At 68.3% G+C, this 14,916-nt stretch carries 8 protein-coding genes; 5 read left to right on the top strand and 3 right to left on the bottom strand.

The features are described from left to right. Positions 1–380 precede the first annotated feature (380 nt). Positions 381–929 carry a Dps family protein gene (locus ABE423_RS18765; RefSeq protein WP_006439098.1) on the bottom strand — a complete coding sequence of 183 codons (549 nt, stop codon included), beginning with the start codon at positions 927–929 and terminating at the stop codon, positions 381–383. A gap of 86 nt (positions 930–1,015) precedes the next feature. On the opposite strand from ABE423_RS18765, the gene hrpA reads away from it, so the two are divergent. Then, the gene (gene hrpA, locus ABE423_RS18760) at positions 1,016–5,098 is read left to right on the top strand and encodes an ATP-dependent RNA helicase HrpA (RefSeq protein WP_253145821.1); all 4,083 of its coding nucleotides are present in this window, start codon (positions 1,016–1,018) and stop codon (positions 5,096–5,098) included. Between the two features lie 53 nt (positions 5,099–5,151). Here hrpA and ABE423_RS18755 read toward each other — a convergent pair whose 3' ends face one another. Further along, positions 5,152–5,688: a hypothetical protein gene (locus ABE423_RS18755; RefSeq protein WP_032130197.1), complete on the bottom strand. Its 537-nt coding sequence runs from the start codon at positions 5,686–5,688 to the stop codon at positions 5,152–5,154. A gap of 130 nt (positions 5,689–5,818) precedes the next feature. Here ABE423_RS18755 and ABE423_RS18750 point away from each other — a divergent pair, with 130 nt between their 5' ends. Together ABE423_RS18750 and ABE423_RS18745 are read left to right on the top strand one after the other, a co-directional pair. Then, the gene (locus tag ABE423_RS18750) at positions 5,819–7,975 is read left to right on the top strand and encodes a bifunctional (p)ppGpp synthetase/guanosine-3',5'-bis(diphosphate) 3'-pyrophosphohydrolase (RefSeq protein ID WP_049400498.1); all 2,157 of its coding nucleotides are present in this window, start codon (positions 5,819–5,821) and stop codon (positions 7,973–7,975) included. A gap of 30 nt (positions 7,976–8,005) precedes the next feature. Continuing rightward, complete coding sequence (locus tag ABE423_RS18745) at positions 8,006–9,571, top strand: hypothetical protein (RefSeq protein WP_107431691.1); 1,566 nt, start codon at positions 8,006–8,008, stop codon at positions 9,569–9,571. On the opposite strand, the gene ABE423_RS18740 is transcribed toward ABE423_RS18745, so the two are convergent. Next, a complete protein-coding gene (locus ABE423_RS18740) occupies positions 9,568–11,667 on the bottom strand; it encodes a glycosyltransferase (protein WP_346487131.1) in 2,100 nt (699 codons plus the stop codon). The two genes, ABE423_RS18745 and ABE423_RS18740, sit on opposite strands and share 4 nt — an antisense overlap. Positions 11,668–11,763: 96 nt before the next feature. On the opposite strand from ABE423_RS18740, the gene mrcB reads away from it, so the two are divergent. Both mrcB and ABE423_RS18730 read left to right on the top strand, forming a co-directional pair. Continuing rightward, entirely contained in the window at positions 11,764–14,202 is a 2,439-nt protein-coding gene (gene mrcB / locus ABE423_RS18735) for a penicillin-binding protein 1B (RefSeq protein WP_346487129.1), read from the top strand. Next, on the top strand, positions 14,199–14,738 hold the full coding sequence (locus ABE423_RS18730) for a hypothetical protein (RefSeq protein WP_080355139.1): 540 nt from the start codon (positions 14,199–14,201) through the stop codon (positions 14,736–14,738). The genes mrcB and ABE423_RS18730 overlap by 4 nt, the downstream gene beginning before the upstream one ends. Positions 14,739–14,916: the final 178 nt, after the last annotated feature.

Raw genomic sequence — 14,916 nt, 5'->3', positions numbered from 1 at the left:
ACGTCCGTGTAGGCTTGGCAGCCGCATCCATGCGGCTGACACCCCGCAATCCGACACCGCCCCGCCCTCGACAGGTTCACGCGGCTGTTGGTAGGTGTCGACCTTGGTCGACACATCTGTCAGATATCGACTGAATTCATCCGTGTCGACCAAGGTCGACACCTACCAGAGCGGACGCTGTTCCGGCAGATCGCAGAAAACTGTCGAAGGCGGGGGGTGTCCGGTTGCGGGGGCGTGAGCGCCATGGATGGATTTAAGGCGTCCCCCGCAACCGGACCCACCCCGCCAACCCACAGATAGCCAGCTTCTGCTCTGGCTCTGGCCTTGGCTTCAAGGCCTCTGCGGGTGCAGGGCGCAGCCCTGCCGAACACCCCCAACCCTTACTGCAGCAGCGAGCGCAGCATCCAGGCGTACTTCTCGTGGGTCTGCAGGCGCTGGGTCATCAGATCCTCGGTCGGGGCGTCGTCACCCTTGGCCGCCACGTCCAGCACTTCACGTGCCGTACGGCAGACCGCTTCGTTGGCGACCACCAACTGGCGTACCATTTCACGCCAGTCCGCACTGTCGGTCAGGCCCGGTTCCTCGGCGATCGAGGTCAGCGCAGCGAATTCCCGGTAGGAGCCCGGGGCATTGAAGCCCAGCGCGCGGATGCGCTCGGCCACGTCGTCCAGTGCCGCCCACTGCTCGGTGTACTGCGTCTCGAACATGGTGTGCAGCGAGTTGAACATCGACCCGGTCACGTTCCAGTGGAAGTTGTGCGTTTTCAGGTAGAGCGTGAACGCATCGGCCTGGAAGCGCGACAGACCGTCGGCGATCTTCTTGCGGTCGCCCTGGGTGATCCCGATATCGATGTTCGGCGCCGACGGTGCCGCCGCTGCAAGCTTCTGCTTGCCGGTCTTGGCCTTGGTCGTGCTCTTGGTCTTCGCCATGGGGTTCCTCCTTGTGGAATCGTTGGCCTTCACAATAAACCGGTCGTGATGACTGGTCGCTTTCAAAGTTTTGAACGAACCGATTGATGAACTCTATCGATAAAAATCCATCGCCCCGCCTGCGCCAACAGCGCGCCGCCATCGACGGCGCCATGAGCCGCGACCGGGGCCGTTTGCTGGGGATGCTCTCGCGATGCCAGGCCAAGCCACAGGATGCGGCATTGGCCGCCACTTTCGAGCAGGCCTTGCAGGCGTCGGTGCAGCGCCGGATGACACGGGCGCAGCAGCAGCCGTCCATTACTCTGGACCCGCAGCTGCCGATTGCGCGTGAAGCCGACGCCATCATCGGGCTGATCCGCGACCACCAGGTCGTGGTGATCGCTGGTGAAACCGGCTCGGGCAAGACCACCCAGCTGCCGAAACTGTGCCTGGCCGCAGGCCGTGGCCAGGCCGGCATGATCGGCTGCACCCAGCCGCGACGGATTGCCGCACGTGCGGTGGCCAGCCGCGTGGCGCAGGAACTGCAGAGCGAACTGGGCCAGCTGGTCGGCTACCAGGTGCGCTTCAACGACAAGGTCAGCGAAGACAGCCGAATCAAGTTCATGACCGACGGCATCCTGCTGGCGGAAATCGCCAGTGACCGCTGGTTGTCGAACTACGACACGATCATCGTCGACGAGGCGCACGAACGCAGCCTCAACATCGACTTCCTGCTGGGCTACCTGAAGCAGCTGCTGCGTAAGCGCCCGGACCTGAAGCTGATCGTCACTTCGGCCACCATCGACACCGAACGCTTCGCCCAGCATTTCGACAATGCGCCGGTGATCAGCGTTGAAGGCCGCACCTACCCGGTGGAAGTGCGCTACCGCGCGCTGGAAGGCGAGGGCGAGCAGGAGGGCGAGCGCACCGTCAACGACGCCATCGTGTCGGCCATCGACGAAATCACCCGTCTGGATTCGCGCGGCGACGTGCTGATCTTCCTGCCGGGCGAGCGCGAGATCCGCGATGCGCACCAGTCGCTGGAACGCCGCAAGTACCGCAATACCGAGGTGCTGCCGCTGTACGCGCGCCTGTCCAACCAGGACCAGGACCGGGTGTTCAACCCCGGCCCGAACCGCCGCATCGTGCTGGCCACGAATGTGGCGGAAACCTCGCTGACGGTGCCACGCATCCGCTACGTGGTCGATCCGGGCTTTGCCCGCGTCAAGCGCTACAGTCCGCGCAACAAGCTCGACCGTCTGCACATCGAGCCGATCTCGCAGGCCAGCGCCAATCAGCGCAAGGGTCGCTGCGGCCGTATCGCCGAGGGTATCTGCTACCGCCTGTACGCCGAGGCCGATTTCCAGGCGCGGCCCGAGTTCACCGATCCGGAAATCCGCCGCTCCAGCCTGGCCGGGGTGATCCTGCGCATGCTGCAGCTGGGCCTGGGCCGCATCGAAGAGTTCCCGTTCCTGGAAGCGCCGGACGAGCGTGCGGTGGCCGATGGCTGGCAGCAGCTGACCGAACTGGGCGCGATCGACGCCGAGCGGCGCATGACCACCATCGGCAAGCAGATGGCACGCCTGCCGGTGGACGTGAAGCTGGCGCGCATGCTGGTGGCCGCGCAGGCTGCCGGCTGCCTGCGGCCGATGCTGGTGATCGCCTCGTTCCTGGGCATCCAGGACCCGCGCGAACGCCCGCCGGAAGCGCGTGGCGCGGCCGACAGCGCGCATGCGCAGTTCGCCGATGGGCGGTCAGAGTTTGTCGGAGTGCTGCGCCTGTGGGATGCCTATCGGCAGGCCCATGAAGACCTGACCCAGTCCAAGCTGCGTGACTGGTGCGGCCGCCACTTCCTTGGCTTCCTGCGCATGCGCGAGTGGCGCGAGCTGCATCGCCAACTGCGCCTGCTGTGCGAGGAACTGGGCTGGAAGGAAGAAGCCAACGAGGCCTCGATGGCACCGCTGCTGGCCGGCAGCAGTGCACCGGCTCCGGCGCGCGATGACGCCGCTGCAGTGAAGGCCACCCGTGGCCAGCTGCACCGTGCCGCGCGCCTGGCCCGCGAAGGCAAGGCCGAGGCGGCCCCGGCGCCAGTGCCCGTGCGTGCGCAGAAGGAACAGGCACCGGTGGGCGGCGGTTTCAGCGAACGCGTGCGTGCCGCTGCGTACCAGACCCTGCATCGGGCGCTGGTGGCGGGCCTGCCGACGCAGATCGGCCACCGCACCGAGAAGGGTGACTTCCAGGCGCCGCGCCAGCGCCGCTTCCTGCCGTTCCCGGGCTCGGCGCTGTCCAAGCGTCCGCCGCCGTGGCTGCTGGTGGCCAATCTGCTGGATACGCAGAAGGTGTGGGGCATGACCCTGGCGGCGATCGAGCCGGACTGGGTGATCGCCGAACTGCCGCACCTGCTGCTGCGCAAGCACTTCGATCCGCACTGGTCGCGCGCGCAGGGCCAGGTGCTGGCCTCCGAGCAGATCAGCCTGTTCGGCCTGGTGCTGGCGCCGAAGAAGCCGGTGCACTACGCCCGCATCGCGCCGGGCGAGGCACATGACATCTTCGTGCGCCAGGCGCTGGTGACCGGCGAGATCAACACCCGCGCCAGCTTCGTGGCCGACAACCAGAAAGTGCTGGAGGTCGCCCGCGAAGAAGAAGCCAAGCTGCGCCGCGCCGGCATCGTCGCCGACGAGGACTGGCAGGCGCGCTGGTACCTGGACAGGGTGCCGCCGCAGATCCATTCGGCCGCGGGGCTGGATACCTGGTGGAAGGGGCTGGCGCCGGAACAGCGCAAGACCCTGCACTGGTCGCTGGTCGATCTGTTGCCGGGTGAGGGCAGCGAACAGGAGCGTTACCCGAAGTACCTGCCGCTGGGCCAGGCGCGCCTGCCACTGCATTACCGCTTCGAACCGGGTGCCGACGACGATGGCGTGACCTTGGACGTACCGCTGCACCTGCTCAACGCACTGGACCCGGTGCAACTGGGCTGGCTGGCGCCGGGTTTCGTCGCCGACAAGGCCTCGGCACTGATCCGCAGCCTGCCCAAGGCGATGCGCCGCAACTACGTGCCGGCACCGGACTTCGGCCGCGCGTTCTACGAGGCGTTCCCGCAGCCCAGCGCCGATGCCATTACCGGCGAACTGGCGCGCTTCCTGTCACGTGCGACCGGCGCAACGGTGACCGCGCTCGATTTCGAGCCTGGTTCGATCGAACCGCACCTGCACATGAACCTGCGGCTGCGCGACGAGCAGGGCAAGGTGCTGGCGACCTCGCGCGATCTGGACGCACTGCGCGCGAAATTCGGTGGTCGTGCCGGCGATGCGTTCGCTGCACGCGCTGGGCGCGAGATGGCCGCCGATGGCCTGCGCACGTTCCCGGCCACGCCGATTCCGCTGCAGGTACCCGGTGAAGCGGGCGTGCCGGCCTATCCGGCGCTGCTGGACGAGGGCGACAGCGTGGCGCTGCGCATCTTCGCCGATCGCCAGCAGGCGCAGGAGGCCCATCCGCTGGGCGTGCGCCGGCTGCTGGAGATTGCCCTGGCCGAGAAGGTGAAGCAGGCGCGCAAGCAGCTGCCGGTCGGTGCCAAGACCGGCCTGTTGTATGCGGCGATCGAGTCGCAGGAGCGCCTGCGTGGTGACCTGGTCGATGCGGCGATGAACGCGGTGCTGGCCGAGGGGCTGGAAGACATCCGCGATGCGGCAGCCTTCGAGCAGCGTCGTGAGCATGCGGCCAAGGCGCTGTTCGGCGAGGCCATGTCGCGGCTGAAGCTGGCCGAAACCATCCTGGCGCTGGTGGCGGAACTGAAGCCGATGCTGGAAGCACCGTTGATGGGTTGGGCGCGCGGCAATCTGGACGACATGGAAGCGCAGCTTGTCGGGCTGATCCATCCCGGCTTCCTGCGTGACACGCCGGCCGACGCGCTGGCGCAGTACCCGCGCTATCTGAAGGCGATGATCCTGCGTACCGAGCGTGCCAAGCGTGATCCGCCACGTGACCAGGCACGCATGCTGGAACTGCATCCGTTCCTGGAGGCGTTGGCAGCGGGGGAGCAGCAGGGACTGCGCGAACGCCCGCAATGGCAGGCGCTGCGCTGGGATCTGGAAGAGCTGCGGGTGTCACTGTTCGCGCAGGAGCTGGGTGCGCGCACCGGCATCTCGGCGAAGAAGCTGGCGCAGCGGGTGACCGCATTGCGCCAGGCGTGACGTCGTTGCTGCAGAGCCGAGCCCACGCTCGGCTCTGCAGCAACGTCACGGCGTTACTTGGTTCGGCGCACCTTCGGCTGGGTGTTCACGCCGTCGACCTTCAGGTACCACACGCCCATCACACCGGGCTTGATGCTGACGGCGGGGGACTGCTTGCGCACACCGGCCAGGGTGCTTGCATCGGTCTGCTCCCATTCCTGGCCGTTGTCCAGCACGTAGACGCGGCCTTTGCCGAAGCCGCGGAACTCGCCCTGCAGCACGCCGGTGATCGGCTCGCTGCTGCCGAAATCGAAGAAGCCGCGATTCTTCACGATCACTTCCTGACGGCCTTCCTCGCGCGCCGTTTCCCGTACGGCCGCAACCGCCTGGGTGGTGGCCGCTTCGACCTTGCCCTGCAGCCAGCGGTTCAGCGTGGCCAGTTCCTGCGCGTTGAGCTTGTCCAGGCCGGCCGCCTTGAACTCGGCCGGTGACATCTGCTGCTGCAGGTCACCCTCCACCACGCGCTGGGCCAGCGCAGGCGCCGACAGGGACAGCAACAGTGCGGCACAGGCCAGCAGCCGTAGGCGGAAACGCGGGACGATCGAGGACATGTCGGGACTCTCCTGGGTTTGCCCGCGAGTGTAGCGGCATGTCTTCATGCCGGGTGATGGTGGCCGCGGTGATTGTCCCTGAACGGCGCCGGCGCTAGTGTAGGGGCCTCTGTCTTGCCTGCTCGATGCTGTGAACCGCGCTTCCGTCCCCGGCCTGGATGCCTTGTTGAACCGCCCCTCGGCAGCCGTGCTGCCTGCTCCGCTGCGCCAGGCCCTGCGCGGGCACTGGGAAGCACCGGACTGCGACCATCAGATGCGCGCCAGCTGGTCGGTGCTGGGCGACACCCTCGACGCACTGGCGATGCTCTCGGCCGACGAAGGCGCGGTGGTCGCGGCCCTGCTGTTCGATCTGCCCGGCCTGCGCGCCAGCCTGGAGCAACTGCCGCTGGGCAATCACAAGGCCGCAGTGATCGGCCTGCTGGATGGCCAGGATGCGGCCGATCCGGTCTGGGCACTGCATGCCGGCCGTGAGGCCGGGCGCAACAGCGAGGGCCTGCGCCGCCTGCTGCTGGCGATCATCCGTGACCTGCGCGTGGTGCCCATCCTGCTGGCGCGGCAGCTGGCGCGCATGCGCGCGGCCGACAAGCTGGACGACGAGCAACGCCGCGCGCTGGCGCAGCTGACCCGCGACATCCATGCGCCGTTGGCCAACCGTCTGGGCATCTGGCAGCTGAAGTGGGAACTGGAGGACCTGGCGTTCCGCCACCTGGAACCGGAGACCTACCGGCGCATTGCGCGGGAGGTGGACGAAACCCGCATCGCCCGCGAGCGTTACGTCGAGAACGTCAAGAAGGTGCTGTCGCGCGAACTGGTCGCGCAGGGCATCAAGGCCGAGGTCAGTGGCCGCCCGAAGCACATCTACAGCATCTGGCGGAAGATGCAGAAGAAGCGGCTGGCGTTCGACCAGCTGTACGACATCCGTGCGGTGCGCGTCATGGTCGACGATGTCGCCGCCTGCTACGCCGCGCTGGGCGTGGTGCATGCACTGTGGGCGCCGGTGCCCAGCGAGTTCGACGACTACATCGCCCGGCCCAAGGCCAACGACTATCGCTCGCTGCATACCGCCGTGGTCGGCCCGGAAGGGCGCACCATCGAAGTGCAGATCCGTACCCACGAGATGCATTCGCAGGCCGAGCTGGGCGTGGCCGCGCACTGGAAGTACAAGGAAGGCGGCAAGGGCGCGGAGAAGTCCTTCGACCGCAAGATCACCTGGATGCGCCAGCTGCTGGAGCAGGCGCAGGACGGGCAGGGCAATGAACTGGCCGGGGCGCTCGATGCCGAGCTGACCGAGGACCGGGTCTATGCACTGAGCCCGAAGGACGAGGTGCTGGACCTGCCGCAGGGCGCCACGCCGCTCGATTTCGCCTACCAGGTGCACACGATGGTGGGCCACCGCTGCCGTGGTGCGAAGGTCAATGGCCGTATCGTGCCGCTGACCTACCGCCTGCGCAGCGGCGATCGCGTCGAGATCCTGACCGGCAAGGAGGCCGATCCGCGCCGCGACTGGCTGATGCCGGCCAACGGCTTCCTGGCCAGCAACCGCTCGCGCGAAAAAGTACGCAGCTGGTTCCACAAGCTCGACCGCGCGCGCAACGTGCAGGCCGGGCGCGAACTGCTCGAGCGCGAGCTGAAGCGTCTGGGCCTGCAGCATTCTGATCTGGCGGTGGCGGCGAAGAAGTTCCATGCCGACAGCGTTGACGACCTCTACATCCAGGTGGCGCTGGGTGACACCGGCCCGAACCAGGTCAGTCGTACCCTGCTGGAAGCCGAACGTGCAGCGAGCCAGCCGACGCCCGCGCCAGCCCTGCCGCGGCCGACCGCGCGCCGCGAGAACCTGGGCAAGTCCAAGTTCACCGTGCAGGGCGTGGGCAACCTGCTGGTGCAGCTGGCGCGTTGCTGCCAGCCAGTGGCCGGTGAACCGATCGTCGGCTACCTGACCCGTAGCCGGGGTGTCACCGTGCATCGTGCAGACTGTGCCGCGCTGGCCCGGCTGGCAGCCACCAGCCCGCAGCGCATCCTGCCGGTGGAGTGGGGCCAGGCCGGTGGCGGCTACGAAGTGGACGTGGTGGTCACTGCGGTCGACCGCCGCTGGCTGCTGAAGGACATCACCAACCTGATCGCCCAGGAAGACGCCTACGTGCTCGACATCCACAGTGACAACGTGCGCAACAGTGGCCGTGCCCACCTGCGCCTGCGCCTGAAGGTGAGCGACTACGGCCAGCTGTCGACCCTGCTGGGCAAGCTGGATGCGCTGCCCGGCGTGAGCGAGGCGCGTCGCCTCGGCTGAGCTTCACGCTGCCCCGGCTACCCTGCACGCATGGAACGCGAGCCTCCGCATCGCCCGCATGGCGCTGAACATCCTGCGCTGGACCGCGTCCGCCGCGAAGGCCGTTGGTGGTGGCTGCAGGCACGTCACGCGCGCCGGGTGTGGCGCTGGGCGCTGGTCGCGGCGCTGGCGGTGTTCGTGCTGCTGGTGCTGCTGCGCAAGCCGCTGGCCGACTGGTTCTGGGATGAGCCTCAGATTGAACAGTTGCTGGCCGAAGGCGATCGCGCACTGGCGGCTGGGCGGCTGAGTGCCGCCGATGGCAGTGGTGCGCGTGAGCGCTACCAGGCCGTGCTGGCGCTGGATGGTGATCGTCCGCAGGCCCGTGAGGGGCTGGCCCGTACCGGCGCCGCGGCCCTGCAGCAGGCCAGCGAAAAACTGCAGGCCAACGACCTCGAAGGCAGCGCGCAGGCGCTGGCACTGGCCCGGGAACTGCAGGTGCCGCAGGGCGATGCGGATGCCGTGGCACGCCAGCTGCAGGCCCGGCGCAGCGCAGGCGCCGGCATCGGTGCACTGCTGGCGCAGGCGCGCAACGCCTTTGCAGCGGGCCGGCTGGACGACGGTGACAGCAGCGCGCTGCCCCTGTTCCAGCGCATCCTGGTACTGCAGCCGGACAATCTTCCGGCGCTGGAAGGTCGCGAGGACGCACTGAGCGATCTGCTGCAGCAGGCCCGCATCCTGGCCGGGCGCGGCGAGCTGGCCGAGGCAGCCGCGATACTGCAGCGTGCGCGCCAGTTCGATGCCGGCCACGCCGATCTGCCCGCCAGCCAGGAAGCATTGGCACAGGCCGTCGACCAGCGCCTGCGCCAGGCCCAGCGCGCCTTGCAGCGTCGGCAGCTGGAATCCGCAGCGAAGGGATTCCTCGCCGTGCTGGCAGTGGCGGTTGATGATTCCAGTGCCCAGCGCGGCCGCGAACAGACCTTGCAGGCGGTGCTGGCACGCAGCCAGAAGCAGGCCGACGATTTCCAGTTCGAAGCGGCGCAGGCCGATGCCGCACTGGCAGCGGAACTGGGTGCTTCGCCGGCGGCGCAACAGCAGCTCGCGCAACGCCTGCAGCGCGCCCAACAGGCGCAGAAGGCGCTGCAGCAGCCGGCGGTCAGCAACACGCAGCGCGAGCGCCAACTGCGCGACCACCTGCGCAGGATCGAGCGCGCCGAACGTGCCGGGCAATGGATCAGCCCCCCCGGCCACAGTGCGTTCGACGCGTTGCGCGAAGCGCAGTCACTGGCGCCACGCGATGCACGGGTGAAGGCTGCCGCAGCGCGGCTGCTGCCCGCCAGTCGCCGCTGCTTCGACGACAACCTGCGGCAGAATCGCGTGCAGGCCGCAGGTGCCTGCCTGCAGGCGTGGCAGACCCTGTCGCCGACCGCGGCCGGGCTTCCCTCGGCACGCCTGCGCCTGGCCCAGCGCTGGCTGGCGATCGGCAGCGAACGGCTCGGCAATGGAGACCTGGCGTTTGCCGCACACGCCGCCGAACAGGCCCGGTTGCTGCAACCGGACCTGGCCGAGCTGCCGGCGTTCGAAGACCGCCTGCGCCGCGCCGGCGGTCGCCCGGATTAGGTGAAGAACACCCGCTGCACGGTCGCGCGGGCAGCGTCGAGGGAGAAGTGCTCTGCGATGTTGGCCAGGCCGGCGTCGGACAACTGCTGCCACAGCTGCGGATCCTGGTACAGGCGGACCACCGCATCGGCGAAGCCCGCCGCATCATCCGCCACCAGCACGTCCTGGCCCGGGTGCAGGTGCATTCCTTCCACAGCGCAGGTGGTACCTACCACCGGCTGGCCATGGGCCATGCTCAGGTTGATCTTGCCCTTCACGCCGGCGCCGAAACGCAGCGGCGCGATGGAAATGCGTGCGCCGTCCATGTAGGGCGTGATGTCCTCGACGAAACCGTGCATCTGCACGCCGGGTTGGCGTGCGGCCAATGCCAGCAGCGATTCCGGTGTGGCGGCACCGATGCAGTGCAGGCGTACCTCGGGCAGGCGGGCGCGGATGCCGGCAAAGACTTCGCCGATGAACCACTCCATGGCATCCAGGTTCGGCGGATGGCGGAAGCCGCCGACAAACACCAGATCATGGCGCTGTTCGAACGGTTTGCCGGCGCCGGCGACGTCGTGCAGGTTGGAGATCAGCTCCACCTGCACGGAAGGGGCGTCGGCCTGCAGCTGCTCGCGCTCGGCGGCACTGACCAGCACGGTGACGTCGCACTGCTCCATCACCGCCAGCTCGCTGGCGCGGGTACGCTCGGCGGCGCGCAGCAACCCGGCATCACCGGCGACTTCGGCACCACGACGTTCGCGCAGGTAGTGCAGGTCCACGGTGTCGAACACGGTGCGGGCCTGCGGCGCATAGCGCTTCAGCAGCGGCAGGCACTCGTGGGCGACATGGTGGCGGACCAGCAGCGCCACGTGGAAACGCGCACCGTGCGTTCGCAGCCAGCTGGCGACGCCATCGAGGAACGGCGCATACCAGACTTCCACGCCCATCCGCTGCAGTGCTTCGGTGGCGGCACCGCCATGTTCGCGGCGGGTGGGAACAAACACCACATGAGCGCCGCCCTGCAGCAGCAGGCGGATCAGGTTCACCTGGCGCAGTGACGCCGAATCGCGATCCGGCTGGGGTACTTCCTCGTCCAGGATCAACACCTGGCGTCGGCCACGCAGCAGCAGCGCGGGTGACGGCACTTCGCCCACCGCCGGATGGTGGGCCAGCTCGGTGGCCCAGCGGGCGGCGAAGATGGCCTGGTTGCGCACCTGGTAGGCCTTCACCCCGCTGCCGGTATCGGTGCCGTTGCTGGTGCCTTCATCGTGGATCACCCGGCTGGCTGGTTGCACCAGCACACGCAGGCCCTGGGCGCGAACGCGGAAGGCCAGATCGGTGTCCTCGTAGTACGCCGGCTTGTAACGGGTATCGAAGCCGCCCAGCTGCTGCCAGAGGGCGCGCGGCAGAATCAGCGCCGCGCCGGAGCAGTAGTCGACGTCGCGCAGGCTGGCAAAGCGTGGGTCGTCCGCCGCCTCGAAACGGCCGTAGCTCCAGCCGCTGCCGTTGGCGAAGATCACACCCCCTGATTCCTGCAGGCGGCCATCCGGGTACAGCAGCTGGCTGCCGACCAGGCCGGCGTCGGGTGTGCTGGCGAACGTGTCCAGCAGGGCATCCAGCCAGCCCGGCTGTGGCACCGTATCGTTGTTGAGCAGCACCACATAGCGGCCGCGTGCGCGCGACACGCCATCGTTGCAGGCCTCGATGAAGCCGCCGTTGTGCTCGCGCACCTCATAGCGCAGTCCGGCGACCTGCGGCATCCACTGCACGGTGGCGTCGCTGCTGCCGTCATCCACGACCAGGATCTCGCACGCCGCCAGCGGCGGATGTGCCGCCAGGGCGCGCAGGCAGGCCAGGGTATGGCCGACGTGGTTGTAGACCGGGATGACGATACTCACTTCCGGCGTTTCGCTGAACGGCACCGTGAAGGGGGCGAAATCCTGTGCCGGCGGCAGGAACAGCGGCGTTCGCGGCGCGGGAACGGCGCGCTGGGTATGCACGCGGATGCGCTGCCAGGTCGCCCGCCACCCACGGGTACGCAGGCTGGCCAGGCTCCGGCGGGCCAGGCCCGTGAGGCGGTTGATCAGGTATCGGATCTCGGCCAGGGACATCGCCATCCGGTTGCAACTCCAGCTTAAGCAGGGGAACCCGGGAGAATTCGCCAGCCGCAGCGGCTGGGGTAGACTCGCCAGACCCTACATTCTCGCATTCCCGTGCCCCGACGCTACGATTCCGACGACATCGACGATTTCGACGACGACGACCAGCAGGACAACGGCCCGCTGTGGCGGCGCCGGCTGATCACCTGGAGCATGGCTGCGGTCGCGTTGGGATTGGGTTTCCTCATTCCCTATACGCTGTACCTGAACCAGCAGGTGACCCAGCGTTTCGGCGAGCTGCGCTGGCAGATCCCGACGCGCGTCTACGCGCGCCCGCTGGTGCTCACCCCCGGCAAGGCGATGGATGCGTCCACGCTGAAGACCGAGCTGGCCGCCTCCGCCTACCGCGATGACGGCCAGGGCAAGGAGCCGGCCACCTATGCGGTGAACGGCGGGCGCTTCGTCATCTCCAGCCGCGGCTACAACGACGTCGATGGCCGGGTTGCCCCGCGCCGGCTCGAGCTGTCACTGGCCGATGGTGCGGTCGCCTCGCTGCGCGACGCCGACAACCGCAAGGCCTTGAAGGCCGCGCGGTTGGACCCGGCCCGCATCGCCACCCTGTACGGCCAGAAGCAGGAAGAACGCCGCCTGATCCGCATGGACGAGGCGCCGGACCTGCTGGTGACCGGCCTGCAGGCGGTGGAGGACAAGGACTTCAACCGCCACCACGGCATCGACCTGTCCGGCATCGCCCGTGCGGTGTGGGTAACCATCCGCTCCGGTGGCCAGAGCCGTCAGGGCGCCTCTACGCTGACCCAGCAGCTGGCCCGCAGCGGCCTGCTTGGCATCGGCAAGGAGCAGACGGTTACCCGCAAATTCAACGAAGTGCTCTACGCGCTGATCATGGAAGCGCGCTACGACAAGCGCACCATCTTCGAGGCCTACCTCAACCAGGTGTATCTGGGCCAGCGTGGCAGCCAGGCGATCCATGGCATGTCCTCTGGCGCCGAGTTCTGGTTCGGTCGCGACCTGCAGTCGCTGGAGACCGAGCAGATCGCGCTGCTGATCGGCCTGGTCAAGGGCCCGTCCTTCTACGACCCGCGGCGCAATCCGGAACGCGCGCTGGATCGCCGCAACTTCGTGCTGGGCAAACTGCACGAAGCCACGCTGATCGATGACGCCGAGTACCAGCGTGCGTTGAAGGCCCCGCTGGGCGTGCCCAAGACGCCGGGCCTGGTTGCCGCCAACCGCTTCCCCGCCTATGTCGATCTGGTCCGCCGCCAACTGGGTCACGACTATCCGGAATCTGCCCTGCAGGGCGCCGGCCTGAGCGTGATGACCGGCATGTCGCCGTCCGCGCAGGCCTATGCCGAAGGCGCGGTGACCCGCACCATCAAGTCGCTGGAGAGCAAGCGTCGCCCCGAACTGCAGGCCGGCATGGTGCTGACCGACGTGCACAACGGTGACGTGCTGGCGGTGATCGGCAGCCGTGAAGTGTCCGAGGTCGGCTTCAACCGTGCGATCGAAGCACAGCGCCCGGTCGGCTCGTTGCTGAAGCCGTTCGTGTACCTGCTCGCGTTGGCGCAGCCGGACCGCTACTCGCTGGCCAGCTGGGTCGACGATTCACCGGTGACCGTGCAGCTCGGCCGCGGCCGCAACTGGAATCCCGGCAATGCCGACAACCGCAGCCACGGCACCGTGCGCCTGATCGACGCGCTGGCGCATTCCTACAACCAGGCCACGGTGCGCGTGGGCATGCAGGTCGGCCCCGAGCGCGTGACCCAGCTGATCCACGTGCTGGCCGGCATCAAGGCCGAGGCGAATCCGGCGGTGATTCTCGGTTCGACCGACCAGAGCCCGTACGCGATGGCCCAGCTGTACCAGTTCCTCGCGTCCGGTGGCGAAATCCAGCCGCTGCATGCGGTGCGTGGCGTGCTCGATCCGCAGGGCAAGCTGCTCAAGCGTTACGACAAGACCCCGGCACCGGCCCAGGAAGGCGACTCGATTGCCGCCAACCTGATCAGTGTCGGCCTGCAGCAGGTGGTTGCCAGCGGCACCGCGCAGCGGCTCAACGCCGATGGCCTCGGCCGCCTGCAGCCGGCCGGCAAGACCGGTACCACCAACGATGGCCGTGACAGCTGGTACGCCGGTTACACCGGCGATCATCTGGCGGTGATCTGGATCGGCAACGACCAGAACGAGCAGGCCGGCCTGTACGGTGCCACCGGTGCGATGCGGGTGTGGTCGGGCATCTTCCAGCGCCTGCCGAGTGCGCCGCTGCGGGTCAGCAACAAGGGCCTGGACTGGCAGTCGGTGGCGCCGACCGGACTCAACAGCACGGATGAAGGCTGTCCGGGCGCGCGTCGTTTCCCGTTCGTGGTGGGCTACGCGCCGGCCTATGCACCGTGTGCGCCGGCGGTGTCGCCGAACGGGCAGGGTGCCGAAGGCGAGGGCGGTGGCTGGCGTAGCTGGTTCGGCCTGGACCGCAAGCCTGAGCCGCCTGCTGAACCTGCCGCGGCGCCCGCCGCCGCCACTCCTCCCCCGAGCCGATGATGCCGATGAACATGCGATCCCTGCTGCAGCCCCTGGCCCTGACCGGCCTCAGCCTGGCCCTGGCCGCCTGCGTCAGCAGCGCACCGCCGGTGGCCAAGCCGCCGGTTGATACCACCACGCCGGCACAGCGCCTGGCTGCGGTGGATGCGGCCGCAGGTCCGGACGACAAGGAGCTGTCGGTGCAGCCGCTGCGTGATTCGCAGGTGGAAGACCTGCGGGTGACCGCACAGACGCAGCGCCAGGCCAACGACCTGGCCGGTGCCGCCAGCAGCCTGGACCACGCGCTGGAAATCGTGGCCGGTGACCCGGCGGTGCTGCAGGAGCGTGCCGAGCTGGCGCTGCTGCAGGGCCAATGGGCACAGGCTGAGACGTTCGCGCGCAAGGCGGTGGATCTGGGCTCGAAGACCGGGCCGCTGTGCCGCCGGCACTGGGCGACGATCGAGCAGTCGCGTCTGGCGCGCGGCGAGAAGGAGAATGCGGTGTCGGCGCATGCGCAGCTGGAAGGCTGCACCGTGCCGGGGATCAAGCGGTACTGAGTTTCCGGCCAACGGCGCAGCCCCTCGTGGCTGGGCATACTGCGTAGAGTCGAGCTTGCTCGACTGCGGGTCGGCGAGGTGGGCCGGGCGGGTGAGCTGCGCAGGGGGCGCTGCAAGTACGTCCGTGTAAGCTCGGTCGCCGCATCCATGCGGCTCACGCCCCTGCGCAGCCCACCCG

Origin of the sequence: Stenotrophomonas sp. TWI1409 (assembly GCF_039673015.1) — a bacterium.
Classification (GTDB): domain Bacteria; phylum Pseudomonadota; class Gammaproteobacteria; order Xanthomonadales; family Xanthomonadaceae; genus Stenotrophomonas; species Stenotrophomonas maltophilia_A.
The sequence above is the reverse complement of the archived record's forward strand: the minus strand, read 5'-3'. Positions and strand labels throughout refer to the sequence as shown.